Source organism: Bradyrhizobium sp. USDA 372, assembly GCF_053629095.1.
Genome location: NZ_JBRJHR010000001.1, coordinates 866,300 through 891,852, shown reverse-complemented (window position 1 = coordinate 891,852; position 25,553 = coordinate 866,300). Strand labels below are relative to the sequence as shown.

The window sequence follows — 25,553 nt, the reverse complement described above, 5'->3', positions numbered from 1 at the left end:
ACTCTTCTTGCTTATTTTGCCTATACCGGCGGAATACCATCCGGAGGGTTGTCGTCAAACCCGTGCATGCGCAGAGCCCATTGCAAGCCGACCACAGCTCCCTTCACCGGCTGCAAGAGCGCGAGCGAGGCGACGAAGGTGAAGGGCAGATAGGCGGCGAAGCTGATCCAGACCGGCGTGGTGTAATTGGTCTCGATCCACAAAACGGCCGGCACGACGATGTGACCGACAATGACGATGACGAGATAGGCCGGCAGATCGTCGGCGCGATGCGGGGTGAAGTCGAGGCCGCATTTGCCGCAATGATCGGCGGTCTTCAGGAAGGCGCGGAACAGCTTGCCTTCGCCGCAGCGCGGGCAGCGGCCGCGAAAGCCGCGCTTCATTGCCGTCATGACATCGCGCTTCTCGACGAGCCCGCTCTCGCGCGTCCAGATCTTTGGGGCCGTCCTCATCGTCACCACGCCTTGCCCTTCTTGCCCTTACCCTTGTTCTTTGCTTTGGCCTTCTTCCCCTTGCCGGACTTTTGCTTCTCCGGCTTGCGTTTTCTCTCCGGGCTGCGTCCGGGATGCGCTTTGGACGACTTGCGCTGCGGACGCAACGGCCTGCGCTGGCGCGGACCGCTGTCGCTCTCCGACGACAGCAGCTCGAAGCGCAGCGCGCCCGCGATCGGAGCGGCCTCGATCAGGCGGACGTCGACGACGTCGCCGAGCTGGTACATGGTGCCGCTGCGTGTGCCGACGAGAGCATGGCGGCCCTCGTCATAGTTGAAATATTCCGTGCCGAGGGATCGGATCGGGATCAAGCCGTCGGCGCCGGTCTCGGAGAGCTTCACGAACAGGCCGGGCGCGGGTGACGCCGGAGACGCGGCCCTGGAAGCTGGCCCCGATGCGGTCGGCGAGGTGATGGGCGATCAGGCGGTCGACGGTCTCGCGCTCCGCCTTCATCGCGCGCCGCTCGGTCAGCGAGATATGCGCGGCGACTTCGCTCAAGCTTTCCGGCGTCTCGCTGTCGGGCAGGGCGCCTTCGCCGAGCCCGAGCGCACGGACCAGCGCGCGGTGCACGACGAGGTCGGCATAGCGGCGGATCGGCGAGGTGAAATGCGCATAGCGGCGCAGGTTCAGGCCGAAATGGCCGTAGTTCTCGGATGAGTACTCGGCCTGCGCCTGGGCGCGCAGCACGACTTCGCTCACCAGCGGATAGTAGTCATGGCCTTCGAGCTGAGCCAGCACGCGGTTGAACGTGGTGGGGCGGAGCGCGCCCGATTTGGCGAAGGGTACGTCCAGCGTCTCCAGGAATTCCGCGAGCGCGTGGACCTTTTCCAATGTCGGCTCGTCGTGCACGCGGTAGATCAGCGGGAGCGATTTCTTCTCCAATGTCTCCGCCGCGGCGACATTAGCGAGGATCATGAACTCCTCGATCAGCTTGTGCGCATCGAGACGCTCGGGGACCACGACGCGATCGACCGTGCCGTCGCTCTTCAAGAGGATCTTGCGCTCGGGCAGATCGAGGTTGAGCGGATCGCGCTCGTCGCGCGCGCGCTTGGCGCAGGCGTAAGCCGCATAGAGCGGCCTCAGGATCGGATCGAGCAGGGGGCCGGTGGTGTCATCAGGCCGGCCGTCGATCGCGGCCTGCGCCTGCGCGTAAGCGAGCTTGGCCGCCGAGCGCATCAGGATGCGATGAAAACTGTGCGAGCGCTTGCGACCGTCGGGGCCGAGCACCATGCGCACCGCCAGCGCGCCGCGCGGCTCGCCCGGCACCAGCGAGCAGAGATTGTTGGAGATGCGCTCGGGCAGCATCGGCACGACGCGGTCGGGGAAATAGACCGAATTGCCGCGGTCGAGCGCGTCGCGGTCGAGTGCCGTGCCAGGGCGCACGTAGAAGCTGACGTCGGCGATGGCGACGTTGACGATGAAGCCGCCCTTGTTGTTGGGATCAGGATCCGGCTCGGCATGCACCGCGTCGTCATGATCCTTGGCGTCGGGCGGATCGATGGTGACGAGCGGGACGTCGCGCCAATCTTCGCGGCCCTTCAGGTTGGCGGGCTCTGCAGCTTCCGCCTCGCGCTCCGCAGCGGAGGAGAACTGCAAGGGAATGTCGTGGGCGTAGATCGCGATCAGGCTGATCGCCTTCTCGGACTTGACCGAGCCGAGCTTCTCTTTGACCCGGCCGGAGGCGAGGCCGAAGCCGCGGGTGCGGACGATGTCGACGCTGACGAGGTCGCCATCCTCGGCGCCGCCGGTGTCGGTCCTGGCGATGTTCAGCTCGCGGTCGGCGAACTTCTTGTCGACCGGGACCAGCCGCCCGCCGCCCTCGGGCAGGCTGCGGAACACGCCGAGAATGCGGCTCTTGGCCTTGTCGATCACCTTGATGATGCGGCCGCGATAGGCGGGGCCTTCGTCATCATCGCTGCGCTCGACGCGCAGCAGCGCGCGGTCGCCGACGCCGGCGGCGGTGCCGGGCTTGGGCCGGCGCGGCATCTCGATGAGGATCTTTGGCGGCTCGCCGTTCTCGACCTCGTCCCATTCGGCGGGGGAGGCGATCAGCTCGCCATCGGAGTCTCGGCCGGTGATGTCGGCCAGCAGCGTCGGCGGCAGCGCGTCCGGCTCGGAGACCTTGTGGCGCTTCTTCTTGATGATGCCGTCGTCGGCGAGCTCGCGCAGCATGCGCCTGAGCTCGGCGCGATCGGCGTTCTTCAGGCCGAACTCGCGCGCAATTTCGCGAGTCCCGACCTTTCCTGGATTTGCCTTGATGAAGGCGACGATGGCTTGCCTGTCGGGAAAGCCACGGTCTTTCTTTGGTTTCACTTAACCTCTAATTCTTGCCGGCACTCTTCTTGGCCGGAGCCTTGGTGGCGGCTGCCTTGGTCGGCGACGTCTTTGTAGCAGAAGTCTTGGCGGTCGACGGCACGGGAGCGCGCGCCTTGCTGGTGGATTCGGATTTGGATTTGGCCGCGGCTTTTTTCGCAGCCGGCTTCTTCGGCTTCGGTGCGGCGTCCTCGCCGTCCGCAGCCTTCTTGGTCTTGGCGGGCTTTGCAGCCTTCTTGACCTTGCCGCCACCTTTGGCCGCGCGCTCGTCGATCAGCGCGATCGCCTGCGGCAGCGTGATCGTGTCCTTCTCGAACTCGGCCGGAATGGTCGCGTTGACGCCGCCGGCCGTGACATAGGCGCCGTAGCGGCCGCTCTTCACGGTGACGGTGCCGAGCGTCGGATGATCGCCGAGCGCCTTGCCGGGATCGGCGCCGAAGCGGCGGCTCGGGCCCTTGGCGACCTTCTCGGCGATCAGCGTCACCGCGCGGTTGAGGCCGATGTCGAACACCTCGTCGCCGGCTTCGAGGCTCGCATAGGTCTTCTCGTGCTTCACGAACGGTCCGAAGCGGCCGAGGCCGGCGATGATCGGCTGGCCGGTTTCCGGATGCTTGCCGATCTCGCGCGGCAGCGACAAGAGTTTCAGCGCAAGCTCGAGGTCGACGTCGCTGGGCGATGTGCCCTTGGGGATGCCCGCGCGCTTGGGCTTCTCGCCTTCCTCGTAATCCTTCTGCTCGCCGAGCTGGATATAGGGGCCGAAGCGGCCGGCCTTGACCCAGACATCGCGACCTGTTTCGGGATCCTGACCGAGCGAGCGGTCCGCGGTCGTTTCGCCGTCGGCGGCGAGCTGACGGGTGTAGCGGCATTCCGGATAGTTCGAGCAGCCGACGAAGGCGCCGAACTTGCCGGCCTTCAGGTTCAGCCGGCCGGTGCCGCAATTCGGACATTGCCTGATATCGCCGCCATCGGCGCGAGGCGGATAGATGTGCTGGCCCAGCATGTCGTCGAGTACGTCGAGCACCTGCGCGACGCGCAGATCCTTGATGTCGTCGACGGCGCCGATGAAGCCGGTCCAGAAATCCTTCAGCACCTGCTGCCAGGAGATCTCGTTGTTTGAGATGCGGTCGAGCTGCTCTTCGAGGCTGGCCGTGAAATCGTATTCGACGTAGCGGGCAAAGAAGCTTTCCAGGAACGCGACCACGACGCGGCCCTTGTCCTCGCCGTGCAGGCGCTTCTTCTCCAGCTTGACGTAGCCGCGGTCCTTCAGGACCTGCAGGATCGAGGCGTAGGTCGAGGGACGGCCGATGCCGAGCTCTTCCATGCGCTTGACCAGCGAAGCCTCGGAGAAGCGCGGCGGCGGCTCGGTGAAGTGCTGGGTGACCGACAGGCTCTGCCGCTTCACGGCCTCGCCCTGGCTCATCGCGGGCAGGCGGCGGGAATCCTCGTCCTCTTCGTCGTCGCGGCCTTCCTGGTAGAGCGCGAGGAAGCCGTCGAACTTCACGACCTGGCCGGTGGCACGCAGCTCCAGCGTGCGGCCACCTGCCTTCGCCGTGATGTCGACGGTGGTACGCTCGAGCTCGGCGGATTCCATCTGGCTCGCGATGGTGCGCTTCCAGATCAACTCATAGAGCTTCGCCTGATCGGCATCGAGCTTGCGGCTCATGCTGTCGGGGCGGCGGGAGAGGTCGGTCGGGCGGATCGCTTCGTGCGCTTCCTGGGCGTTCTTGGCCTTGGCCTGGTACTGACGCGGGGTATCCGGCACATAGGCGTTGCCGTAATCCTCGCCGATCACCTTGCGCGCCTGGGTGATCGCTTCGGGGGCGATCTGCACGCCGTCGGTACGCATATAAGTAATGAGTCCGGTGGTCTCGCCGCCGATGTCGATGCCCTCATAAAGACGCTGGGCGATGCGCATGGTGTGCGCCGGCGCAAAGCCGTATTTGCGGCTGGCTTCCTGCTGCAGCGTCGAGGTGGTGAAGGGCGCCTGCGGATTGCGCCGGGCCGGCTTGGCATCGACCGCGGTGACGGCGTAGGTCGCTGCTTCCAGCGCCTTCTTGAAGTCTTCGGCTGCCGCGCCGGTGCCGATGTCGAGGCGCTGGATCTTCTTGCCGTCGGCGCCGACGAGGCGTGCCTCGAAGGCATCGCCCCGCGGGGTGAGCAGGGTCGCGATCAGCGACCAATATTCGCGCGGCACGAACTTCTCGATCTCGAGCTCGCGGTCGCAGACGAGACGCAGCGCCACCGACTGCACGCGGCCAGCCGAGCGGGCGCCGGGCAGCTTGCGCCACAACACGGGGGAGAGGGTGAAGCCGACGAGGTAATCGAGGGCGCGGCGCGCCATATAGGCGTCGACCAGCGCGCCGTCGATCTCGCGCGGGTGCTTCATCGCCTCGGAGACCGCCTGCTTGGTGATGGCGTTGAACACCACGCGCTCGATCTTCTGATCCTTCAGCGCGCGCTTCTCCTTCATCACCTCCAGCACGTGCCAGGAGATGGCTTCGCCCTCGCGATCGGGGTCGGTCGCGAGAATCAGGCGGTCGGCGCCCTTCAGCGACTTGGCGATATCATTGAGCCGGCCGGCCGCCTTGGGGTCGACCTCCCAGATCATCTTGAAATTGGCGTCGGGATCGACGGAACCGTTCTTCGCCGGGAGATCGCGGACATGGCCGAACGAGGCCAGAACCTCGTAGGACGAGCCCAAATACTTGTTGATCGTCTTGGCTTTCGCCGGCGACTCCACGATAACGATATTCATGTAGTTCCAGTAACTTACGGGAAAATCTTGGGCCGAAAACGAAAGGATTCGGGTCGGCCGTTTCGACCCGAACATGGGTGGTGAGGCGGTCGCTGTCAAATCGTGGGGTGTTGAAAGCCGCCGCGATGGGAAAAGTTTCATATCGAGAAAGTTGCAAAATACCACCTTGGAGTTGCGGTTGATGTGGGCGTAATGTCCTGTCGGGCATGGATTCGGGTGGGGTCTGGTGACTAGGCCAGGAAAGAAACGGGCGCGCGCTGGATCAGGCGCGCCGGGGGGCTCGCGCAACGAGGAACCGGGGGAGGGCGGCGCGGACGAAGCCGTGGCCTTCATCGCCGAGCAGACCGGCGCCCTGCGCAAGCTGGCCGAGCGCCACAAGCTGGACGTGCTGCATTATCTCTTAGGCATGACTCAGCTCGAGGCCGACGAGCATCTGCGGCTACGGACCAGGCGCAAGCTGTCGTGAGGGTGGGGCCTTCGTTCCCGTCATCCTGAGGTGTGAGGCTTGAGATGCGAATGCATCGCAAGCCGAGCCTCGGCGCCGCTGATGCAGCCGGGCCGTCGCCCTTCGAGGGCCGCTGAAGAACGGCCACCTCAGGGTGACGGTGATAGTATCGAGCGCGCTGCGCTAACCCAGTCATTGCGAGCGCAGCGAAGCAATCCAGAATCCCACCTTGGCAAGACTCTGGATTGCTTAACTGCGCTCGCAATGACGGTGTGGTTAGCCGTTGCGCTTTGCCAGTTTGGCCAATCGCTGGCCGAGATATTCGGCGGTGGTCAAGTCGCTGTGGGGCAATGCACCGTCGATGATGTTTGTTGCCAGTCCAAGCTGGCTGCCCAGACGATTGCGGCCGGTCGGGTCCTCTCCTCCCGGGACGTCCAGACCGCACCAGAGCATGCCGTGCTGAGCAGCCAGGATGGTAAAGTAGGTCAGCGTGTGGAGCTGATCGCCGCTCGCACAGGCGCCCGTGGTGAATCCGGCCGCGATCTTGTTGGCCCATCGCTGCTGACTCCATCGGTCACTTGAAGCGTCTGCGAAGGCTTTGAATTGCGCCGCTGGTCCGCCCATGTAGGTCGGACTGCCAAACGCGACCGCGCTGGCGTGGTCGATCGTTTCCAGGAAGCTCTCGTTCTGGAAGCGGCCTGACATGATGTCGTTGCCCGTAATGCGGCAACGCGCGACGTCCGCTATGCCATCCGCTCCGCGCGCCACCGCATGCGCCAGCTTCTCAGTGGTACCGGTGATGGAGAAATAAATGATGGCGAGCAGGGGCATGGCGGCCACTTTCGGGAATTTAGCCATCTTCGACGCCCTTTATGCTTTGTACAAGTCGCACGACGTCGTCATTGCGAGCGTAGCGAAGCAATCCAGAGTCTTGCCGCGGGAGGCAGTCTGGATTGCTTCGCTGCGCTCGCAATGACGGGGTGGGACCGCTTGGGACGATCACGCCGACTTTCGTCGCGGCGCCGGCCGCGGCTTCAGCGTGGTGTCGGCAGGGTTGAGCAGGCGGCCGTCTTCGGCGTGCATTTCGAGCTTCTTCACCGGACGGCCCTTCTCGCGGTCGACCAGGATGGTCGCGATCTCCTCGGGGCGGTCATCGAACTCCTCGCTCCATTGCCGCAGCGCGACCAGGATCGGGAAGGTGCCGCGGCCCTTCGGCGTCAGCACATATTCCTGATAGGCGCTGCCGTCGGAGGCGGGGGCGGTTGCCAGAATGCCGTGATCGACCAGCGACCGCAGCCGCGTCGCCAGAATGTTCTTGGCCATGCCGAGCTTGTTCTGAAACTCGCCGAAGCGGCGGACGCCGAACAGCGCCTCGCGGATGATCAAGAGCGACCACCAGTCGCCGAGCGCATCCAGCGACCGCGCGATCGGGCAGGCATCGCCAGCAAAGCTCGTCCGTTTCACCATTTCGTCCGTCCCGTCGCCTTCGCACGGCGCCAGCGCCGATCACGCGCTTGTGTGGTTGCATTATAAAACCGAATGCCCTAGATGGCAATGTAGTTTCATAATGCAACTACTGGAGGCGAGCGTGAGACTGAAGGACAAGATGGCCCTGATCACCGGCGGCAATAGCGGCATCGGGCTGGCAACGGCAAAACTGTTCGTGGCCGAGGGCGCCAAGGTGGTGATCACCGGGCGCAACAAGGAGACGCTGGCGGCGGCCGCGAAGGAGCTCGGGCCGAACGCGCTCGCGCTGCCGGCCGACGCGATGGACATCGCGGCGACGGAAGCTGCGATCAAGCAGGGCGCGGAGAAATTCGGCAAGTTCGACATCGTGTTCGCCAATGCCGGCATCGCCGGCGGCACGCCGCTGGGATCGGCGACACCAGAGGTGTTCGAGAAGGTGATCAGCACCAATCTGACCGGCGTGTTCTTCACCGTTCAATCCGCGTTGCCCCATCTCAACGACAACGCCTCGATCATTCTCAACGGCTCGGTGATCTCAGTGCTCGGCATTCCCGGCTATTCGGCCTATGGCGCGGCGAAGGCCGGCGTGCGCGCGATGGCGCGGATCATGGCTTCAGAACTGTCGCCGCGCGGCATCCGCGTCAATGTCGTTGCGCCCGGCGCGATCCGCACGCCGATCTGGGGGCCCGCGACCGCGACGCCCGAAGCCGAGAAAGCGTTCGAGAAGCGGATTGCGCTGTCGACGCCGCTCGGCCGCATCGGTGAAACCGATCACGTTGCGAAGACGGTGCTGTTCCTCGCCTCCGATGATGCCGCGCATGTGCAGGGCCAGGAAATCTTCGTCGACGGCGGCGCGGTGGCCTCGCCGAGCGGCGCGCCGATCTATCGCGGCTGATCAAACCAAGCGCAAATTGAATCGGCCGGCGCAGTGCGGCTGCGCCTGCCGGTTCCTACGTCTTGAGATGCATTGACGAGGCGTTGAACCTTCGCGCAAGCTGCAAAGACTTTTTACGGGCAGGGGACAGACACACTATCTAAGGAGGGTCGATCATGACAAAAGCGGCCCGCATTTTCGCGTCGATTTCATCACCGCGCGTCTTCACCGAACGACCCGCCGTTCCGGCCAAGCGTTCCGACACGGCCGAGTTCGTGGCCATCGCATTGTTCTCCGGGATCGGCCTGTTCGTTTCGCTCGTTGCCGTGATCTTGGGCATGCAGGGCGTCTGGTCTTAGCGTTGCGGATCGTGCCGCCGTCAGCCGCCGCGCAATCCGGCGGCGGCCGATTTCGGCACGGCGTCAGGCCGCGTGCAGGCTGGTGGCTGCCTGAAGCGCGCCCGCAAGTGCTTTCTCGCGGTGATCCGGTCCGACCTGGATGCCGTCGGCGATGATGAACTCGGCATTGTGGATGCCCATGAAGCCGAACACACCGCGCAGATAGCTTTCGAGGTGCTCCAGCGCTGCGGCGGGTGAGCCCGCGCCGTAATAGCCGCCGCGCGAGATCGCGACGATCACGCGCTTGCCGCCGGCGAGCCCCTCCGGCCCGGCCGCGCCATACTTAAAGGTCTTCCCCGCTACAAGGATGCGGTCGATCCAGGCCTTGAGCTGGCTCGGGATGGTGAAGTTGTACATGGGCGCGCCGATCACGACGATGTCAGCAGCCAGGAACTCGTCCAGCGCGGCCGCGCTTGCGGCAAGGTCCGGTCCGAGTTCCGCCGGCGCAGGCACGCCTTGGGCGGCGGCGAGATGCGAGCCGGAAAGGTGGGCTAGCGGCGTCTGGGTCAGGTCGCGGTAGACGATCTCGAGCGAGGGCGTGGCCTGCCGGAGCCGGTCGACGATGGCGGCGGAAACCTGCCGGCTGACGGAGTGGGGGCCGAGCACGCTGGAGTCGATGTGGAGGAGTTTCATGTGGGGTCACCCTGGTATAAGTTTGTAACCAGCGCTACATGAGTGACTGTCGAAATCTCCGCAAGAACGCACTTTTTTGAGCCATGGGCACATCATTGAAACCTGCGAACATCGAAATGCCTGCTCCGCCGCGGCCAAATCCGGGGCCGGATCCAAGGCCCATGCCGGATCCCAACCATGCGGACTGCCGTGGGGTCGCCTCCGTGCTGTCGCGCGTCGGCGACAAGTGGAGCGTGTTCGTCATCATGATGCTGAGCGACGGGCCAAAGCGCTTCAACGAGCTCAAGCGCATGATCAACGGCATCTCGCAGCGGATGTTGACCCTGACGCTGCGCGGCCTCGAGCGCGACGGCCTCGTCACGCGCACGATCTTTCCGACCATCCCGCCACGGGTGGACTATGAGCTGACCGAGCTTGGCCACGGCCTGTCGCGCCCCGTCGAGGCGCTCGGCAAATGGGCGAAGGACCATCTGGATCGGATCGAGGCAGCGCGCACGAAATTCGACCAGCGCAACGAGGGCTAAAGCGCGATATTCATCGCGCTTTGACCTCTTTTTTTTGAGCATGATCTTTTCGAAAAACCGCTGCACACTTTTTCGGATCATGCTCTAAAGCAGCGACACCAATCCGCCGCCGTGACGCTCGAGCTTTCCGGCGAGCTCGAGCTCCAGCAGCACGGTGCGCACGATCGCAGGCGAGGCGCCGGACATCCGTACGAGGTCGTCGATCGAGATCGGGGCCGGGCCGAGCAGGCCGGTGATCTGGTCGCGATCATGGCTTTGCGGATCGCTTTCGAACGGCTCGCTGTCGGGCTCGCCCGCGGGATGCATCAGCGGCCGCTCCATGATCGGCTGAACCGCGTTGACGATGTCGGCGGCCTCGGTGACGAGCGTTGCGCCCTGCTTGATCAGGTCGTTGGTGCCGGCGGCGCGCGGATCGAGCGGCGAGCCCGGAACGGCGAACACCTCGCGTCCCTGTTCGGCCGCCATGCGTGCTGTGATCAGCGAGCCCGAGCGGTGCGCCGCCTCGACCACGACGACGCCGAGCGAGGCGCCCGAGATCAGCCGGTTGCGACGGGGAAAGTCGCGGGCGCGCGGCTCGTGGCCGAGCGGCATCTCGGAGATCGCTGCGCCCGAATGGTCGAGGATCGCGGCGAGCAGGTCGCCATGCTCGGGCGGATAGATGCAGTCATGGCCGCCGGCGAGCACGGCGATCGTGCCGCTCTCGACGCTGGTGCGATGCGCGGCCTGGTCGACGCCGCGGGCAAGCCCGGAGATGACGACGAAGCCGGCCTCGCCGAGCTCGCGCGCGAGCTGGCCGGCGAATTTCAGGCCGGCGCCGGAAGCGTTGCGCGAGCCGACGATCGCGATCATAGGCCGCATCAGGGATTTGGTGTCGCCGCGCACGGCGAGCAGCGGCGGCGCATCGTCGATCATCGCCAGCCGCGCCGGATAGCCGTCCTCGCCGGGCGCACGCCAGGCGATGCCGAACTTGCGGCTCGCGGCGAGCTCGGCCTTCGCTTCATCCGTACTGCAGATGCGCGCCGATCGCGCCGCGCCGCCGCGGCGGGCGAGATCAGGCAGCCGTTCCAGCGCGGCGCGCGGGCTGCCGAAATGATCGACCAGCGAGCGGAAGGTGCGCGGCCCGACATTGTCGGAACGGATCAGCCGCAGGCGGTCGATCCGCTCAGTCTCGGTCAGCTCTATGCTCGGATTGATGGCGTCCACGGCGTCTCCTTGTGGGCGCAGCATGGAACAACCTGAGGGCGTTGCGCAACAGTGACGTGCGCTTGCACGACCTCGCTGCGATGCTAAAAGCGGTCGCAATAAGAAGGATGTTGCCATGATCTCACTTGCCGACCTCCAGCGCCGCATCGAAGCGGGGGAGCTTTCGCCCGATGACGCCATCGCGCAATCACATGCGACGATCGAGGCCAGGGAGAAGGACGTCCGTGCCTTCGTCCGCCATGACAAATCCGCGAGGGCGCAAGCCTCGGGCCCGCTGCGTGGCATCGCGGTCGGGATCAAGGACATCATCGACACCGCCGATATGCCGACCGAGATGGGCTCGGAGATCTATCGCGGCTGGCAGCCGCGCGCGGATGCGCCCATCGTAATGATGCTGAAGCGGGCCGGGGCCACCATCATCGGCAAGACCACCACGACTGCGTTCGCCTCGAGCGATCCGACCCCGACGCTCAATCCGCACAATCCCGGACACACGCCCGGCGGCTCGTCCTCGGGTTCGGCGGCGGCCGTCGGCGCCGGCATGATCCCGCTGGCGCTGGGCACCCAGACCGGCGGCTCGGTGATCCGGCCGGCGGCCTATTGCGGCGCTGCCGCAATCAAACCGTCGTTCCGGATGCTGCCGACGATTGGCGTGAAGTGTTATTCGTGGGCACTCGACACGGTCGGCCTGTTCGGCAGCCGCGCGGAAGATCTCGCGCGCGGATTGCTGGCGATCACCGGCCGCACTGAATTCGACGGCATCGGTCCAGCCAAGGCACCGCGCATCGGCGTGGTCAGGCAGGAGTTTGCCGAAGCCGTGGAGCCGGCGGCAGAGGAGGGCTTGCAGGCTGCGATCAAGGCGGCCGAGAAGGCCGGCGCCCGCGTGCAGACCATCGATCTGCCCGAGGCGGTCAAGGAAGCCTGGCGCATCCACCCCGTCATCCAGAACTTCGAGGCGCATCGCGCGCTGGCCTGGGAGTTTTCCGAGCGTCACGACGAGATCGCGCCGCTGCTGCGCGCCAGCCTCGATGAGACGGTCGGACTGACACCGAAGGAATACGACGATGCGCGCCGCATCGCCCGCCGTGGCCGTCGCGAGCTCAGCGAGCTGTTCGAAGGGTTCGACGTGCTGCTGACCTATTCGGCGCCGGGCACGGCGCCGGCCAAGGAGCTCGCCTCGACCGGCTCGCCCCGTTACAACCGGCTGTGGACGCTGATGGGCAATCCTTGCGTCAATGTGCCGGTGCTGAAGGTTGGCGGCCTGCCTGTTGGCGTTCAGGTGATCGCGCGGTTCGGCAATGATCCTGTCGCGTTGACATCTGCCTGGTTCCTGGAGGACGCGTTGGCGAAATCAGGCTAGCGCGGGTTCGGAACGAGCAGGGGGCTGAGCGGGCGCTGAGGGCGCTGCGCCGGCTCTTGCACCTTGCCCGAGCCAGCGCTCGGCGGCTTCGCGGCCGCTTCGGTGCAAGAGGCGAATGAAGCCGCGGCCGAGATCGGTGGATGAGCGTTGCGCCAGGCCGTCAACGGAGTCTTCCGCCGCGATCCTGGAGAGCCGCAGCGACGGCGCGGCATGGGCCTTTGCCCATTCAATCGCGGCAATCTCGGCGTTGAGCGCGGCGTTGGCCGCGATCTGGTCGAGCCGCCGGTCGATCGCGGCGAGCGTGATCGGCACGTAGCTGTCGCGCGTCGGCGTGACCTGGACCAGCAGCAGATCCGTTGCCGCCGTGTCCTGCACCAGCCGCAGCAGCGGCGGATTGCCGCCAAAGCCGCCGTCCCAATAGGCTTCGCCGTCGATCTCGAGCGCACAATGGACCAGCGGCGGGCAGGTCGAGGCCAGCGCGACGTCGGCGGTGATGGCCTCGTTGCCAAAAACCTGCTGCTGCCCGTCGCGGATCCGCGTCGCCGCGATCAGCAGCTTCGGGCAGCGCGCATCGCGCAAGGCGGAGAAGTTGATGTCACGGCAGACCGCCTGCCGCAGCGGATCGAGGTCGAACGGATCGAACTGGCCGGAGCGCAGGGTCGGGCCGAATGCGACCGAGCTTCCCGCCGGCGAGAAGCCGCCGATCAGCATCAGCGAGCGGAACGAGGCCTCGTGCATCAGCCGGACCCAGAACCGGCTCAGTCGCGACCGGGCGCCTTCGCGGCCGCCTTCGGCCAGGCCGCAAGCAAGCAGCAGCGCGTTGATGGCGCCGGCGCTGGCGCCGCTGATGGTGTCGATCTCGATATCCGTCTCTTCCAGCAGCCGCTCCAGCACGCCCCAGGTGAAGGCGGCAAAGGTGCCGCCGCCCTGCAGCGCCAGCGAAAGTCTTCGCGGCGGCCATTGGTCGGAACGCGCCTGCGCGGGCGCGACCGGTGCAGCCCGGGTGACGACGATGTCGAGCGGAGCGTGGGGTTTAACGGCGAGCTCCGGCTGCGGCGCTGGCCGTGAAGTAGGGACAGGGGTGGGCGCGTCGGACCAGATATTGGTCGCCGAGAGCAGCCGGCTTGCCGCAGTGCCGGAAGCACCGAGCGAACCGATCCCGTCATTTGCGCCGACAATCTTCTCGCTCATTCTGAGCAACCGCCTAATGCCGTTTCCCGTATCAGGATGACAGGCATGGAACCCGTTCGCTACAGCCTGCCGTGACTCGCAGGACAATTGCGAACAGGATTTCGCATATAATGCGGAAGAGGTGCGGCGGTATCCGTACTTTTTCCGGCTTCAGATTCTCGTTTGACGCGTTCTCTTGACGCGAACCGGCATCCACTTCGCTCGAAAACGCTCTAGGCCTTCTCGCCGATCCGGCTTTCCTTGCCTGCTTGCAACCGCTTGATGTTCTCGCGATGCGCGTAGAACAACAGCAGCGTCAGCACCGCTGCCAGCGCCGACAATGCGAGGTGACCGAACCACCACAGGAATATCGGCGTGATGAATGCCGCCACCAGCGCCGACAGCGAGGAATAGCGGGTGGTGAAGGCGGTCGCCAGCCAGAGCAGGCAGAACACGACGGCGCCCGGCCAGAACAGCCCGAGCAGGATGCCGATATAGACCGCCACGCCCTTGCCGCCTTTGAACTTGAGCCAGACCGGGAAGAGATGGCCGAGGAACGCGCCGAGCCCCGCCACCATCGCGGCATTGGGGCCTGCGATGTAGCCGGCGATCACCACCGCCACGGTGCCCTTGAGCGCGTCGAACAGCAGGGTGCCCGCGGCAAGGCTCTTGCGTCCGGTGCGCAGCACATTGGTGGCGCCGATGCTGCCGGAGCCGATCGAGCGGATGTCCTGGGTGCCCGCGAGCCTGGTCAGGATCAGCCCGAATGGAATCGAGCCGAGGAGATAGCCGATGACGAAAGCCACCGGCAGAAACGGTTCAAGCGCCATGGCGGTATCTCCAAAGGCCCATCCACGTCGAACGAATCCGCTGCTCAGACATGCTCATACACCGTTCGTCCGCCGACAATGGTGCGCACCACCCGGCCTGTAAAGCGGGCCTCGTCGAACGGGGTGTTCTTGCAGGGCGACTTGAGGTCGGCGGGATCGACCACCCATGGCACGTCGGGGTCGATCACGATGACGTCGGCCGGGCTGCCGGCGCGCAGGGTTCCGCCCGACAGGCCGAGCAGCTCGGCCGGCCGGGTCGACATCGCGCGGATCAGCGTCTTCAGCTCGATCTCGCCATTATGCACCAGCCGCAGGCCGGCCGGCAGCATGGTCTCGAGCCCGATGGCGCCGGGCGCGGCTTCCGCGAACGGCAGGCGCTTGCCCTCGACGTCCTGCGGATTGTGGTCGGACATGATGACGTCGAGCAGGCCGGAGCCGATCGCCGCCACCAGGGCGCGGCGGTCGTCCTCGGTGCGCAGCGGCGGCGACAGCTTCAGGAACGAACGGTAAGGACCGATGTCGTTCTCGTTCAGAGCCAGATGGTTGATCGAGACCGAGGCGCTGACGGCGAGCCCGGCGTCGCGGGCGCGCTGGAGGATGTCGAGGGAATCGATGCAGGTCAGCGACGCCGCGTGGTAGCGGCCGCCGGTGAGGGCGACGAGGCGCAGATCGCGCTCCAGCATCACGGCTTCGGCGGCATTGGGGATGCCCACCAGCCCGAGCCGCGAGGCGAACTCGCCCTCGTTCATGACGCCCTCGCCGACCAGATCGGGGTCCTCGGTGTAATGCACGATCAGCGCGTCGAAATCGCGCGCATAGGTCAGCGCGCGGCGCATCACCTGCGCATTGATCACGCTTCTGGCGCCATCGCTGAAGGCGACGGCGCCCGCGGCCTTGAGCAGGCCGAACTCGGTCATCTCCTGGCCGTGCATGCCCTTGGTGAGGGCGGCCATCGGCTGGATGTTGACGATCGCGGTGTCGCGGGCGCGGCGCATCACGAAATCGACCGTCGCCGAATTGTCGATCACCGGCGAGGTGTCGGGCTGGCAGATGATGGTGGTGATGCCGCCGGTTGCGGCCGCCTGGCTCGCCGAGGCGAAGGTCTCGCGGTGGCTGAAGCCGGGCTCGCCGACAAAGGCGCGCATGTCGATCAGGCCGGGTGCGACGATCTTCCCGGCGCAGTTGACGATGTCGGTGCCCTCGGGGACGCCGGCAGCGCCAATGCCGCGGCGGGTCTCGCGGATGGTGCCGTCGGCGATCAGGACGTCGCCGACCCCGTCGAAATCCCTGGAGGGATCGACGACGCGGGCATTGGCGAGCAGGATGGGGCGGCGATCGGTCAACATCGGCATCACGCGTTCGGCAGGTTACGGGCGAGCGCTTCCAGCACCGCCATGCGCACGGCGACGCCCATCTCCACCTGCTCGCGGATCAGGGATTGCGCACCGTCGGCGACCGCGGTGTCGATTTCGACGCCGCGGTTCATGGGGCCGGGATGCATCACGAGCGCGTCCGGCTTGGCGTAGGCGAGCTTCTTCTGGTCGAGCCCGAAATAGTGGAAGTATTCGCTCGACGACGGCACGAAGGAGCCGTTCATGCGCTCGCGCTGCAGCCGCAGCATCATGACGATGTCGGCGCCGTTGAGACCCTCGCGCATGTCGCGCGCGACCTCGACGCCCATCCGTTCGATGCCGGGCGGCAAGAGCGTGGACGGACCGACGACGCGAACGCGCGCGCCCATCGTGTTGAGCAGGATGATGTTGGAGCGGGCGACGCGCGAATGCAGCACGTCGCCGCAGATCGCGACCACGAGGCCCTCGATCCGGCCCTTGTTGCGCCGGATGGTGAGTGCGTCGAGCAGCGCCTGGGTCGGATGCTCATGCGCGCCGTCGCCGGCATTGATCACGGAACCGTCGACCTTGCGCGCCAGCAGCTCCACCGCGCCGGAGGCGTGATGGCGCATCACCAGGATGTCCGGGTGCATCGCATTGAGCGTCATCGCGGTGTCGATCAGCGTCTCGCCCTTCTTGATGGACGAGGAGGCGACCGACATGTTCATGACGTCGGCACCCAGCCGCTTGCCGGCGAGCTCGAACGAGGATTGGGTCCGGGTGGAGGCCTCGAAGAAGAGGTTCACCTGCGTCCGTCCGCGCAGGACGGTGCGCTTCTTGTCAACCTGGCGGTTGAGCTCGACGTATTCTTCGGACAGGTCGAGGAGGCCGCTGATGTCGGCCGCGGAAAGGCCCTCGATGCCCAGCAAATGCCGGTGGCCGAGGACGAAGGTCGATTTCGATGTCATTAAAAGCAGAGCTATAGGGGCGGACGGCGGGGGGAGCAAGCTTCAAATCCCGCCGCCGGACTTATCCACGGCGCTTTGCCGGCCGGGACGGGCGCCCCGCCTGTGTTCGGGGCAGCCGCTTTGCGCTAGACTCGTGCCGTTCGTTGCGTCACGGGCTGGATCATGACGAGCATGCGGTATTTTAATCGACTGGCGCGCAATGTTGCTGCGCTCGCGACCGCGTGCATGGCGGGCCTAGCGACACCGGCTTGGGCCGAAAAACGCGTCGCACTCGTGATCGGCAACGATCTCTATCCGAACCTGCCGGCCGACAGGCAATTGAAGAAGGCCGGCAATGACGCGACGACCGTGGCCGACGCGCTGAGGTCGCTGGGGTTCGACATCGTGCTCGGGACCAATCTTGGTCGCCAGGGCATGATCGACCGGCTCGCGGACTTCACGGCGCGGCTCGAGCCGGGCGATACCGCCGCCGTGTTCTATGCCGGACATGGCGTTGCGATCGCGGGGGTGAACTACCTCGTGCCGAGCGACGTTCCCACTGTCAATGAGGGCGCCGAAGCGCGGGTGCGCGGCGCCTCGATCGCCGAGCCCGACGTGATTGCGGAGCTTCAAGCCAAGGCGGTGCGAGTCGCCTTCGTCGTCATCGATGCCTGCCGTGACAATCCGTTTTCGCGCGCCGCTGGGCGTTCGATCGGGAACACGCGCGGGCTCGCCGACGCCCGGCCCGCACGCGGGATCTTCACGCTCTATTCCGCAGGCATCGGCCAGACCGCGCTCGACCAGCTCAGCAGCAACGATACCGCGCACAATTCGGTGTTCACGCGGATCTTCGTCGAGCAGCTCAAGCGGCCCGAGCTGCATCTTGGCGATCTCGCGGTCGAGGTGCGCGAGCGCGTGGCGGCGCTGACCCTGACGGCGACGGATGCCGGCGGACAGCCGGCACCGCACGATCAGACGCCCGCCTATTACGACCAGACGCTCGGCGGGCGCATCTTTCTCTGGAATGCGGGAGCGTCGAACGGGGCGCCGAAAGTGGCGGGCATGCTGGTGAAGCCGCCGGCAAAGCCTGCGGTCGCGGAGCGCGCCACCATGCGTCCGCCGCGTCCCTCCGCGGCAGGCGAAAGCTGCGCCCGCAGCGGCTTCGAGACTTATTGCGTCAGCTCGATGCTGAAGCCGCAATTCGGCAATTCATACGGCGCAGCGAATTTGTTCGACGCCTCGACAGGGACGGCCTGGGTCGAGGGCGCCTCGGGCAACGGCATCGGCGAATGGATCACCATCGAGTTCGAAAGCGTGCGGCGGGTCAAGTCGATCCACGTGCAGAACGGCTACCAGAAGACCCCCGACATCTTCGCCAAGAACAACAGGGTCCGCCAGCTCCGCGTGCTGTTCTCGGGCGGCGAGTCGCGGATATTCATCCTCAACGATGAGCTGTCGGCGCAATTGCTGACATTGCGGACGCCGATTACAGCCTATTGGATGCAATTCATCATCGACGACGTCTGGGCCGGCAACAAATATACGGACACCGCCATCACGAAGCTTCTGGTCAGCTCGGATCCGGTGCAATGATCGCGAGGACCGGAACCGAGGCGCGCGCAACGCTTGTCGCGCTGCTTGCACTATCGTTTCTCGCCCCTGTGCAGGCGCAAACCTTGCCCGGCGACTTCGTCTATCTGCGCGACATCGATCCCAGCATCATCCAGGACATCCGCTACGCCACGTCGAACAATTTCGTCGGGCGTCCGCTCGCCGGCTACAATGCCGGCGAATGCGTGGTGAAGCGCGAGGTGGGGCTGCGGCTGAAGGCGGTGCAGCAGGAGCTGTCGGCGCAAAATCTCTCGCTCAAGATGTTCGACTGCTACCGGCCGGCGCGGGCCTCGCTCGACATGGTGAAGTGGTCGCAGAACGGCCACGAGACCGCTGCGGAGCGGCGCTACAACCCGAAGATTGCGAAGACCGAGCTGTTCCGCCTCGGCTACATTGCGAGCCGCTCCCAGCATTCGACCGGTGCGGCGCTCGATCTCACGCTGGTCGATCTCAAGGCGGACAATTCCGCCAAGTTTGATCCAGCAAAGGCCTATGCGGATTGCACCGCGCCGGTCGAGGCGCGGGCACCGGAGGGCAGCATCGACATGGGCACAGGCTACGACTGTACCGACGCGAAGGGGCATACCGCCGCAACCTCGATCAATGCGGAGCAGCGTACCTGGCGCAAGCGGCTGGTGGCTGCGATGGCCAGGCAAGGCTTTGTGAACTATTCGAAGGAGTGGTGGCATTTTTCCCTGCCGGGAACGGGCGGGGCGGCCTATGATTTCCCGATCCAGCCGCGAAGAAGGTAGAGTTTGATTGAAGCGGATGCAGCCGCGGGTCGGGTTACCTCTCCCAAGGGGAGAGGTCGGCGCGAAGCGCCGGGTGAGGGGATCAACCCCCTCGGTAGACCGTAACCCCTCACCCGCGCCTGCGGCGCGACCTCTCCCGCCGGGAGAGGTGGCACTGCCCGAGCCGAGATAGATTCGATGGAAGCACAATGACCCAGCCCGCATTTGCGACCCACGAGGTCTTCAACCAGTCGCCACCATTCGAGGACGTTGATCTTTTCGCCGTGGACCGGCCGCTGGTCGAGGCGGTCAGGGCCAATGGCGGCGCGGCGGCGGAGCGTGAGCTCTCCGAGTTCGGCCGGCATTGGGGCTCGGCTGCGATGGCCGATCGCGGGCGCGTGGCGAACGAGAATACGCCGAAGCTGCGCAGCTTCGATGCCAAGGGCAACCGCCGCGACCAGGTCGAGTTTCATCCCGCCTATCACGAGCTGATGGCGCACAGTGCGCATGCCGGCGTGCACAATTCCACCTGGACCGCGGATGGTAAGCCGGCGGGCGCTGGCGCCGAGGTCATTCGCGCCGCAAAGTTCTACATGGCAGCCCAGGTTGAAACCGGCCACCTCTGCCCGATCACGATGACGCGCGCTTCCGTCGGTGCCCTGGCGATGCAGCCCGACTTGCTCGCGGGGGTAATGCCCGTGCTGTCGACGAAGAGCTACGACCCGGGGTTTGCACCGTGGTGGGGCAAGCGCGGCATGACGCTCGGCATGGGCATGACCGAGAAGCAGGGCGGCACGGACGTGCGCGCCAACATGACGCGCGCGGTGCGCGACGGGGACGGCTATCGCATCACCGGCCACAAATGGTTCATGTCGGCGCCGATGTGCGATGCGTTCCTCGTGCTGGCGCAGGCCGAGGGCGGGCTGACCTGTTTCTTCATGCCGCGCTTCGCGCCGGATGGTTCGGTCAACGCCATCCAGTTCCAGCGGCTGAAGGACAAGCTTGGCAACCGCTCCAATGCCTCGTCCGAGGTCGAGTTCGTCGGCGCCTACGCCGAAAGGGTCGGCGAGGAGGGCAAGGGCATCCGCACCATCATCCAGATGGTGCAGCTGACGCGACAGGATTGCGCGATCGCCTCCGTCGGCCTAATGCGGTCGGGGCTTGCGCATGCGCTGCACCACGCCCGCCACCGCAGCGTGTTCCAGAAGCATCTGGCCGATCAGCCCTTGATGCAGGCCGTGCTGTCGGACATGGCGCTGCATGTGGAGGCGAGCACGGCGCTGGTGATGCGGCTCTGCCGCGCCTTCGACCGCACGCCGCACGATGCGGCGGAAGCGGCCTATATGCGGCTGCTCACGCCCGCGATCAAATACTGGACCTGCAAGAGCGCGCCGCCGTTCCTTTTTGAGGCGATGGAGTGCCTCGGCGGCAACGGCTATGTCGAGGACGGCATTTTGGCGCGCCATTATCGCGAGTCGCCGGTCAACGCGATCTGGGAAGGTTCGGGCAACGTGATGTGCCTCGACGTACTCCGCGCGCTCTCGCGCGAGCCGGAGCCCGCGATGGCGGTGCTTCAGGCGCTGGCGGTCGAGACCAAGGGCCTGACCGGGGCGGGGGAGGCGGTCAGCTTCATCGGCAAGACTTTCCGGCGCGCCGACGGCGAGCGCGTCGCGCGGCTTGCCGTCGAGAAGCTTTCGCTGCTGGCTGCGGCTGCGGCGCTCAATGGCGTGTCGCCACACCATGCCGAATTGTTCGCGAGCACCCGTCTTGCGGCCAATCACGCTAGCATGTACGGCGCTGTCGAGCTGGAGAGCGGCGACGTGCGCGCGCTGCTGGAGCGGGCGCTGCCGTGAGTCTCCAAAACGAAAGCCTTCCGATGGACTCCCTCAATCCCGATCATCCGCCGCTGACCGAGACGCCGACGACGCCGCGCGTCTGGAAGTTCTGGGGCACGGCGCTGTGGGGCCTCTTCATCTTCGTCGCGATGTTCGTCGGGCAGATCGGTGCCGTAATTGTGCTGGCAGCGCTACGTGGTCTTCCCATGGACCTTTCTTCGCTTCAGCTTGTCGGCCATGAGCCCCAGACTCTCGCGCTCTCGGTCATCATGGGGCTGCCGGCGACGCTGCTTGCGGTCTGGCTCGCCATTCGCATCAAGAAGGTCTCCTTCGTCGACTATCTCGCGCTGCATTGGCCGTCATGGAAGCAGCTGCTGTTCGGCGCGGTCGGCCTCATCCTGATCGTGCTGCTCTGGGAGACGATGTCGCGCGCGCTCGGCCGCGAGGCGACGCCGGGCTTCATGACCGATCTGTTGAAATCGGGCCGCGACAAGGGCGCGGCGCTGCTGCTGCTGGCCGCATTCGCGGTGGCGGCGCCGATGTCGGAAGAGGTGCTGGCGCGCGGCTTCCTCTACCGCGGCTGGTCGGCGAGCTTCTTGCGCGCGCCCGGCGCCATCCTGCTGTCGTCGCTGGTCTGGACGGTAGTCCACCTGCAATACGACATGTACTTCCTGGCCGAAGTCTTCTGCATCGGATTATGGTTCGGCTACATGCGCTACCGCTCCGGCTCGCTGTGGCTCACCATCGCGCTGCATGCGTTGAACAATCTCACCGCGGTGGTGCTGACGATGTGGCTGGGGAGCTAGGGCTTCATACTCCGTCATTGCGAGGAGCCCTTGCGACGAAGCAATCCAGAGTGTCTCCGCGGAGGGATTCTGGATTGCTCCGCTGCGCTCGCAATGACGGCGGAGAGAGTTGCGCTCTTAATGACGCCTGCTAGGCCACCAGCGCGATCGCGATCGGCATCGTGATCGCGGCCAGGATCGTCTGCAGCGTGATGATCTGTGCGAGCAGCGGCGCGTCGCCGCCCATCTGGCGGGCCAGCACATAGGCGCTCGACGAGGTCGGGACCGCCGAGCAGATCGCAACGATCGCCAGGCTGTCGCCGGTTAGTCCGAACCAGACGGCAAGCGCGAGCGCGAGTGCAGGCATCAGCACTAGCTTGAAACCGACGCCGATCGCCGCGGCAGCGCTCGGGCGCAGCAGGCCTTCCAGATGCAGTCCCGCGCCGGTGACGAGCAGGCCGATGGCGAGCGAGGATCGGCTGAGCGCGTCGGCAACCTCATGCCAGAGCTTTGGCAGCGGCAGGTGAGTGACGTTGATCAAGAGGCCGATAGCGCAAGCCCAGATCAGCGGATTGCGGATCACCGTTATGACGATCGTGCGGGCGGACTTCTTTTCGGGCGAAGCATAGTGCGCGAGCACGGCGACGCTGAACACGTTGACCAGGGGAATGATCGCGACCATCGCCACGGAAGCGAGGGCCAGCCCGAGGTCGCCGAACATGTTGGCGGCGACCGACAGCCCGACGAAGGTCTGCCAGCGCGTCGCGCCCTGAAAGATCGAGGTGAAGGCGGGGCCGTCGATGTCGAGCCGGGACAGGGCCGGGCGCAATGCGAGGCAGAGCAGCGACATCGCCAGCGCCGACAGCAGCAGCGCGCCGCCGACGCCGGCGACCGGAACCTTCGTGAGGTCCGCCTTCACCAGCGTCTGGATCAGCAGCATCGGAAACAGCACGAAATAGGTCAGCCGCTCCAGCCCGTGCCATTGCGTGTCCAGCCGCATCAGGCTGCGCTTCAGCACGACGCCGAGCACGATGAGGATGAAGACCGGCAGCAGCGCCGCGACGACGACCGCCATGGGATCAGCCGGGTCCCTTGCGCAGGTTTGCCAGGCGATCGAGCGCGCCTTGCAGGATGAAGATCGCGGCGTGCTCGTCGATGACCTCGGCGCGCTTGGCGCGGCTCACGTCCATCCCGATCAGCTCGCGTTCGACTGCCGCGGTCGAAAGGCGCTCGTCCCAGAGACCGATGGGCAGGGCGGTCAGTCCGGCCAGATTGCGCGCGAAGGCGCGGGTCGATTGCGCGCGCGGTCCCTCGCTGCCGTCCATGTTGATGGGCAGGCCGAGCACGAAGCCGACCGCCTTGCGCTCGGCGGCGATGGCAAGCAGCCTGGCGGCGTCCTGCTTGAACTGCTTGCGCTGGATCGTTTCAACGCCAGTGGCCAAGCGGCGGTCGGGGTCGGACACGGCAACGCCGATGGTCTTGGTGCCCAAGTCGAGCCCGACCAGCGCGCCGCGTTCGGGCCAGTGGGTTGCAGCATCGACCAAGGTGAGGATAAGAGCCGGCATGGATTTAGCGCATATCATGCGTCGCGCTGCAGAGTGAACCCGGAACGTGGATGCGCTGACATTATTCGGCCTGTTCGCCGTCACGGCGATGCTGGTCACTTACGCCTTGGAAGCCCGCAGCCATTGGTTCGTGCTGCTGTTTGCGGTGTCCTGCGCCCTCGGCTCGGCCTACGGCTTCCTTCAGGGCGCCTGGCCGTTCGGTCTCGTCGAAGCCATCTGGGCCGTCGTAGCGCTGCGACGGTGGTCGATCAGGCCGCGATGACGTCGTCATTCTTGGTCAGGCAGGCGATGAAACCGTGCAGCGCGCTGTACTGATGTCCGGTGCTGCGCCGGATGAAGAGTGTCTCGACACGTGCGTGTGACGGGCTCAGCGTGTGGATGGCGACCGCGCCATTCATCGCGCTGCGTTCCACGACGGCGCGTGGCAGCAGCGTCACACCCATGTCGGCGGCAACGCAGCCGATCATGCCGTCGAGCGTGCCGAGCTCGAAGCGCGCCGCCGACGGCCAGCCGAACTCGACGAAGATCTGTTCGAGCCGCTGGCGATAGGTGCAGCCGGTGCGGAACACCAGCGCGGTCGGGCCCGACTCCGGCGTGCCGGCGCGCAGCTCGGCGAGCGAAGTCCAGCGCCGCGCGCTGACGAGCACCAGCTCTTCGCGGAAGGCGCTCGTCGCGGCGAGATCGTCATGGGTGATGGGTCCTGCGACGAAGGCGCCGTCGAGCGTGCCGTCGAGCACGCTGGCGACGAGGTCGGCGGTCGGCGCGGTGCGCAAGGAAAGGCGCACAGCCGGGAAGCGGCGGTGGAAATCGGCGAGCAGCGGCGGCAGCCGCACCGCGGCCGTGGTCTCCATCGAGCCGATCGCGAGTGGACCCTTCGGCTCGCCATCGTCGCGCGCGGCGAGCAAGGCTTCGCGCGAGAGCGCCGCCATCTTTTGCGCGTAGGGGAGAAGGCGCTTGCCGGCACCCGTCAGCGTCATGCCGCGTGAGTGCCGCTCGAACAGCGGCGTGCCGATCTCCGCCTCCAGTGCCTTCACGCGCTGGGTGACGTTCGACTGCACGGTGTTGAGCTCTTCGGCGGCGCGGGTGATGCCGCCGGTGCGGGCGACCGCGGCGAAGGTCTTGATATCGCTGAGTTCCATGGCGTCGTTTCGCTTTTGAGATTGCAGCGTTCGCAACAATTCATTTTTCGAGAATGCTAGTCGCGCCTAGTCTCGCTGTCCAGACCGGGGGAGGAGCCATGCCGATGACGACGCCGCTGACCACGCTGCTTAGGATCAAGCATCCCATCCTGCTGGCGCCGATGGATGTCATCGCCGGCAGCCGTCTGGTCGCGGCGGTGAGCCGCGCCGGCGGGTTCGGCATTCTCGGCGGCGGCTATGGCGAGCGGGCGTGGCTGGAGCAGGAGACGGCGACGCTCGCCGACCTCAGTGCACCGTTCGGGATCGGCTTCATCACCTGGAGCCTTGCCAAGCGGCCCGAGCTTCTCGATGTCGCGCTCGCTGCAAAACCAGCTGCGATCATGTTGTCGTTCGGCGATCCCGCGCCGTTCGCGTCCAGGATCAAGTCCGCCGGCGCGCGCCTGATCTGCCAGGCGCAGGATGAAGCGATGGCTCAGCAGGCGCTCGATGCCGGTGCCGACATCCTGATTGCGCAGGGAACGGAGGCGGGCGGTCATGGCGCGTCGCGCACCACCGTCGATCTCGTGCCTGCTGTCGTCGATCTCGCCGCGGGGCGCGTTCCCGTGGTGGCGGCCGGCGGCATCGCGGATGGGCGCGGCCTCGCTGCCATGGTGATGCTCGGCGCGAGCGGCGTGCTGCTCGGCACGCGCTTCTATGCCAGCCAGGAGGCCGACGGCGCGGAGGAGGCCAAGCGACGCATCTGCGCGGCGAACTCGGGTTCGACCGTGCGCGGCATCATCTTCGATCTCTCCCGCAACAATGTCTGGCCGGCGCCGTTCACGGGACGGTGCCTGGTCAACGATCATGCGAGGCGCTGGATCGGCCGCGAGGTCGAGCTGATGCAGAATGTTGCCGCAGTCGCGGCCGAGTATGCGGCAGCAAGGGCGGCGGGCAATTTCGATGTCGCGGCCGTGATCGCGGGAGAGGCGGTTGGGTTGATTCATGATATCCCACCGGCGGCCGAGATCGTCGAGCGGATTGCGATCGAAGCGGAGCAGTTGATCGCCGGGCGCAGAAATTCGGTGACGGCGGTGTAGACTTCTTACCCTCCCCTGGAGGGGGAGGGTCGATCGCGCGAAGCGCGAGCGGGGTGGGGTGACAGTCTCT

24 protein-coding genes and 1 pseudogene are annotated in these 25,553 nt (G+C 66.0%); 11 read left to right on the top strand and 14 right to left on the bottom strand.

Annotated features, from left to right (window positions below; genetic code table 11):
• Positions 1-20: 20 nt before the first annotated feature.
• The 3 genes and pseudogenes from AB7M16_RS04280 to topA form a co-directional block, all read right to left on the bottom strand.
• The gene (locus AB7M16_RS04280; protein ID WP_172783388.1) at positions 21-461 is read right to left on the bottom strand and encodes a DUF983 domain-containing protein; all 441 of its coding nucleotides are present in this window, start codon (positions 459-461) and stop codon (positions 21-23) included.
• Positions 455-2,804 (bottom strand): annotated as a pseudogene (rnr, locus tag AB7M16_RS04275) (ribonuclease R). Before rnr ends, AB7M16_RS04280 begins: the two are co-directional and overlap by 7 nt.
• A 7-nt stretch (positions 2,805-2,811) precedes the next feature.
• Positions 2,812-5,559 carry a type I DNA topoisomerase gene (gene topA / locus AB7M16_RS04270; protein WP_453943223.1) on the bottom strand — a complete coding sequence of 916 codons (2,748 nt, stop codon included), beginning with the start codon at positions 5,557-5,559 and terminating at the stop codon, positions 2,812-2,814.
• A gap of 322 nt (positions 5,560-5,881) precedes the next feature.
• Here topA and AB7M16_RS04265 point away from each other — a divergent pair, with 322 nt between their 5' ends.
• The gene (locus AB7M16_RS04265; RefSeq protein ID WP_257187439.1) at positions 5,882-6,025 is read left to right on the top strand and encodes a hypothetical protein; all 144 of its coding nucleotides are present in this window, start codon (positions 5,882-5,884) and stop codon (positions 6,023-6,025) included.
• 255 nt (positions 6,026-6,280) lie between these two features.
• Here AB7M16_RS04265 and AB7M16_RS04260 read toward each other — a convergent pair whose 3' ends face one another.
• Together AB7M16_RS04260 and AB7M16_RS04255 are read right to left on the bottom strand one after the other, a co-directional pair.
• On the bottom strand, positions 6,281-6,862 hold the full coding sequence (locus AB7M16_RS04260; protein ID WP_439367004.1) for an NAD(P)H-dependent oxidoreductase: 582 nt from the start codon (positions 6,860-6,862) through the stop codon (positions 6,281-6,283).
• A gap of 141 nt (positions 6,863-7,003) precedes the next feature.
• Complete coding sequence (locus AB7M16_RS04255) at positions 7,004-7,471, bottom strand: winged helix-turn-helix transcriptional regulator (RefSeq protein WP_453943222.1); 468 nt, start codon at positions 7,469-7,471, stop codon at positions 7,004-7,006.
• A 121-nt stretch (positions 7,472-7,592) separates the two neighbouring features.
• Between AB7M16_RS04255 and AB7M16_RS04250 the strand changes: the two genes are divergently transcribed.
• A complete protein-coding gene (locus AB7M16_RS04250) occupies positions 7,593-8,366 on the top strand; it encodes an SDR family oxidoreductase (protein ID WP_453943221.1) in 774 nt (257 codons plus the stop codon).
• 155 nt (positions 8,367-8,521) lie between these two features.
• Positions 8,522-8,704 (top strand): hypothetical protein, encoded by a 183-nt coding sequence (locus AB7M16_RS04245; RefSeq protein WP_172783394.1) that lies wholly within the window; start codon positions 8,522-8,524, stop codon positions 8,702-8,704.
• Between the two features lie 63 nt (positions 8,705-8,767).
• On the opposite strand, the gene AB7M16_RS04240 is transcribed toward AB7M16_RS04245, so the two are convergent.
• Positions 8,768-9,376, bottom strand: a complete 609-nt coding sequence (locus tag AB7M16_RS04240) for an FMN-dependent NADH-azoreductase (RefSeq protein WP_453943220.1) — start codon at positions 9,374-9,376, stop codon at positions 8,768-8,770.
• Between the two features lie 83 nt (positions 9,377-9,459).
• Between AB7M16_RS04240 and AB7M16_RS04235 the strand changes: the two genes are divergently transcribed.
• Positions 9,460-9,900, top strand: coding sequence for a winged helix-turn-helix transcriptional regulator (locus AB7M16_RS04235; RefSeq protein ID WP_212255085.1), 441 nt, complete (start codon positions 9,460-9,462; stop codon positions 9,898-9,900).
• 84 nt (positions 9,901-9,984) lie between these two features.
• On the opposite strand, the gene dprA is transcribed toward AB7M16_RS04235, so the two are convergent.
• Positions 9,985-11,127, bottom strand: coding sequence for a DNA-processing protein DprA (gene dprA, locus AB7M16_RS04230; protein WP_453943219.1), 1,143 nt, complete (start codon positions 11,125-11,127; stop codon positions 9,985-9,987).
• 91 nt (positions 11,128-11,218) lie between these two features.
• On the opposite strand from dprA, the gene AB7M16_RS04225 reads away from it, so the two are divergent.
• The gene (locus tag AB7M16_RS04225) at positions 11,219-12,463 is read left to right on the top strand and encodes an amidase (protein ID WP_453943218.1); all 1,245 of its coding nucleotides are present in this window, start codon (positions 11,219-11,221) and stop codon (positions 12,461-12,463) included.
• Here the strand turns inward: AB7M16_RS04225 and AB7M16_RS04220 are convergent.
• The 4 genes from AB7M16_RS04220 to AB7M16_RS04205 all read right to left on the bottom strand — a co-directional run bounded on the left by AB7M16_RS04220 (position 12,455) and on the right by AB7M16_RS04205 (position 16,762).
• Positions 12,455-13,654: a patatin-like phospholipase family protein gene (locus tag AB7M16_RS04220; RefSeq protein ID WP_453943217.1), complete on the bottom strand. Its 1,200-nt coding sequence runs from the start codon at positions 13,652-13,654 to the stop codon at positions 12,455-12,457. The two genes, AB7M16_RS04225 and AB7M16_RS04220, sit on opposite strands and share 9 nt — an antisense overlap.
• 212 nt (positions 13,655-13,866) lie before the next feature.
• A complete protein-coding gene (gene plsY / locus AB7M16_RS04215) occupies positions 13,867-14,463 on the bottom strand; it encodes a glycerol-3-phosphate 1-O-acyltransferase PlsY (RefSeq protein WP_439367018.1) in 597 nt (198 codons plus the stop codon).
• A gap of 44 nt (positions 14,464-14,507) precedes the next feature.
• Entirely contained in the window at positions 14,508-15,809 is a 1,302-nt protein-coding gene (locus AB7M16_RS04210; RefSeq protein ID WP_212255505.1) for a dihydroorotase, read from the bottom strand.
• A gap of 5 nt (positions 15,810-15,814) precedes the next feature.
• A complete protein-coding gene (locus AB7M16_RS04205; protein ID WP_197952821.1) occupies positions 15,815-16,762 on the bottom strand; it encodes an aspartate carbamoyltransferase catalytic subunit in 948 nt (315 codons plus the stop codon).
• 225 nt (positions 16,763-16,987) lie between these two features.
• On the opposite strand from AB7M16_RS04205, the gene AB7M16_RS04200 reads away from it, so the two are divergent.
• The 4 genes from AB7M16_RS04200 to AB7M16_RS04185 all read left to right on the top strand — a co-directional run bounded on the left by AB7M16_RS04200 (position 16,988) and on the right by AB7M16_RS04185 (position 21,724).
• Complete coding sequence (locus AB7M16_RS04200) at positions 16,988-18,334, top strand: NADase-type glycan-binding domain-containing protein (RefSeq protein ID WP_453943216.1); 1,347 nt, start codon at positions 16,988-16,990, stop codon at positions 18,332-18,334.
• Complete coding sequence (locus tag AB7M16_RS04195; protein WP_453943215.1) at positions 18,331-19,104, top strand: M15 family metallopeptidase; 774 nt, start codon at positions 18,331-18,333, stop codon at positions 19,102-19,104. Before AB7M16_RS04200 ends, AB7M16_RS04195 begins: the two co-directional genes overlap by 4 nt.
• A gap of 188 nt (positions 19,105-19,292) precedes the next feature.
• Positions 19,293-20,936, top strand: a complete 1,644-nt coding sequence (locus tag AB7M16_RS04190) for an acyl-CoA dehydrogenase family protein (RefSeq protein WP_453943214.1) — start codon at positions 19,293-19,295, stop codon at positions 20,934-20,936.
• Positions 20,937-20,959: 23 nt separating this feature from the next.
• Complete coding sequence (locus AB7M16_RS04185) at positions 20,960-21,724, top strand: CPBP family intramembrane glutamic endopeptidase (RefSeq protein WP_453943213.1); 765 nt, start codon at positions 20,960-20,962, stop codon at positions 21,722-21,724.
• Between the two features lie 130 nt (positions 21,725-21,854).
• Here the strand turns inward: AB7M16_RS04185 and AB7M16_RS04180 are convergent, their stop codons facing one another.
• Together AB7M16_RS04180 and ruvX are read right to left on the bottom strand one after the other, a co-directional pair.
• Positions 21,855-22,778, bottom strand: a complete 924-nt coding sequence (locus tag AB7M16_RS04180; RefSeq protein WP_439367029.1) for an AEC family transporter — start codon at positions 22,776-22,778, stop codon at positions 21,855-21,857.
• A 4-nt stretch (positions 22,779-22,782) separates the two neighbouring features.
• Entirely contained in the window at positions 22,783-23,268 is a 486-nt protein-coding gene (ruvX, locus tag AB7M16_RS04175) for a Holliday junction resolvase RuvX (RefSeq protein ID WP_212255095.1), read from the bottom strand.
• Between the two features lie 46 nt (positions 23,269-23,314).
• Between ruvX and AB7M16_RS04170 the strand changes: the two genes are divergently transcribed.
• The gene (locus tag AB7M16_RS04170) at positions 23,315-23,530 is read left to right on the top strand and encodes a hypothetical protein (RefSeq protein WP_172783408.1); all 216 of its coding nucleotides are present in this window, start codon (positions 23,315-23,317) and stop codon (positions 23,528-23,530) included.
• On the opposite strand, the gene AB7M16_RS04165 is transcribed toward AB7M16_RS04170, so the two are convergent.
• Positions 23,517-24,407 carry a LysR substrate-binding domain-containing protein gene (locus AB7M16_RS04165; protein WP_453943212.1) on the bottom strand — a complete coding sequence of 297 codons (891 nt, stop codon included), beginning with the start codon at positions 24,405-24,407 and terminating at the stop codon, positions 23,517-23,519. The two genes, AB7M16_RS04170 and AB7M16_RS04165, sit on opposite strands and share 14 nt — an antisense overlap.
• A 98-nt stretch (positions 24,408-24,505) precedes the next feature.
• On the opposite strand from AB7M16_RS04165, the gene AB7M16_RS04160 reads away from it, so the two are divergent.
• Positions 24,506-25,483 carry an NAD(P)H-dependent flavin oxidoreductase gene (locus AB7M16_RS04160; RefSeq protein WP_453943211.1) on the top strand — a complete coding sequence of 326 codons (978 nt, stop codon included), beginning with the start codon at positions 24,506-24,508 and terminating at the stop codon, positions 25,481-25,483.
• The last annotated feature ends 70 nt before the right edge of the window (positions 25,484-25,553 follow it).

Excerpts from the sequence above, each read along its gene's own strand:
- topA (WP_453943223.1), bottom strand. The coding sequence starts at position 5,559 with ATGAATATCGTTATCGTGGAGTCGCCGGCGAAAGCCAAGACGATCAAC.
- AB7M16_RS04260 (WP_439367004.1), bottom strand. The coding sequence starts at position 6,862 with ATGGCTAAATTCCCGAAAGTGGCCGCCATGCCCCTGCTCGCCATCATT.
- AB7M16_RS04255 (WP_453943222.1), bottom strand. The coding sequence starts at position 7,471 with ATGGTGAAACGGACGAGCTTTGCTGGCGATGCCTGCCCGATCGCGCGG.
- AB7M16_RS04245 (WP_172783394.1), top strand. The coding sequence starts at position 8,522 with ATGACAAAAGCGGCCCGCATTTTCGCGTCGATTTCATCACCGCGCGTC.
- AB7M16_RS04240 (WP_453943220.1), bottom strand. The coding sequence starts at position 9,376 with ATGAAACTCCTCCACATCGACTCCAGCGTGCTCGGCCCCCACTCCGTC.
- AB7M16_RS04235 (WP_212255085.1), top strand. The coding sequence starts at position 9,460 with ATGGGCACATCATTGAAACCTGCGAACATCGAAATGCCTGCTCCGCCG.
- dprA (WP_453943219.1), bottom strand. The coding sequence starts at position 11,127 with ATGCTGCGCCCACAAGGAGACGCCGTGGACGCCATCAATCCGAGCATA.
- AB7M16_RS04225 (WP_453943218.1), top strand. The coding sequence starts at position 11,219 with ATGATCTCACTTGCCGACCTCCAGCGCCGCATCGAAGCGGGGGAGCTT.
- AB7M16_RS04220 (WP_453943217.1), bottom strand. The coding sequence starts at position 13,654 with ATGAGCGAGAAGATTGTCGGCGCAAATGACGGGATCGGTTCGCTCGGT.
- plsY (WP_439367018.1), bottom strand. The coding sequence starts at position 14,463 with ATGGCGCTTGAACCGTTTCTGCCGGTGGCTTTCGTCATCGGCTATCTC.
- AB7M16_RS04210 (WP_212255505.1), bottom strand. The coding sequence starts at position 15,809 with ATGTTGACCGATCGCCGCCCCATCCTGCTCGCCAATGCCCGCGTCGTC.
- AB7M16_RS04205 (WP_197952821.1), bottom strand. The coding sequence starts at position 16,762 with ATGACATCGAAATCGACCTTCGTCCTCGGCCACCGGCATTTGCTGGGC.
- AB7M16_RS04200 (WP_453943216.1), top strand. The coding sequence starts at position 16,988 with ATGGCGGGCCTAGCGACACCGGCTTGGGCCGAAAAACGCGTCGCACTC.
- AB7M16_RS04195 (WP_453943215.1), top strand. The coding sequence starts at position 18,331 with ATGATCGCGAGGACCGGAACCGAGGCGCGCGCAACGCTTGTCGCGCTG.
- AB7M16_RS04190 (WP_453943214.1), top strand. The coding sequence starts at position 19,293 with ATGACCCAGCCCGCATTTGCGACCCACGAGGTCTTCAACCAGTCGCCA.
- AB7M16_RS04185 (WP_453943213.1), top strand. The coding sequence starts at position 20,960 with ATGGACTCCCTCAATCCCGATCATCCGCCGCTGACCGAGACGCCGACG.
- AB7M16_RS04180 (WP_439367029.1), bottom strand. The coding sequence starts at position 22,778 with ATGGCGGTCGTCGTCGCGGCGCTGCTGCCGGTCTTCATCCTCATCGTG.
- ruvX (WP_212255095.1), bottom strand. The coding sequence starts at position 23,268 with ATGCCGGCTCTTATCCTCACCTTGGTCGATGCTGCAACCCACTGGCCC.
- AB7M16_RS04165 (WP_453943212.1), bottom strand. The coding sequence starts at position 24,407 with ATGGAACTCAGCGATATCAAGACCTTCGCCGCGGTCGCCCGCACCGGC.
- AB7M16_RS04160 (WP_453943211.1), top strand. The coding sequence starts at position 24,506 with ATGCCGATGACGACGCCGCTGACCACGCTGCTTAGGATCAAGCATCCC.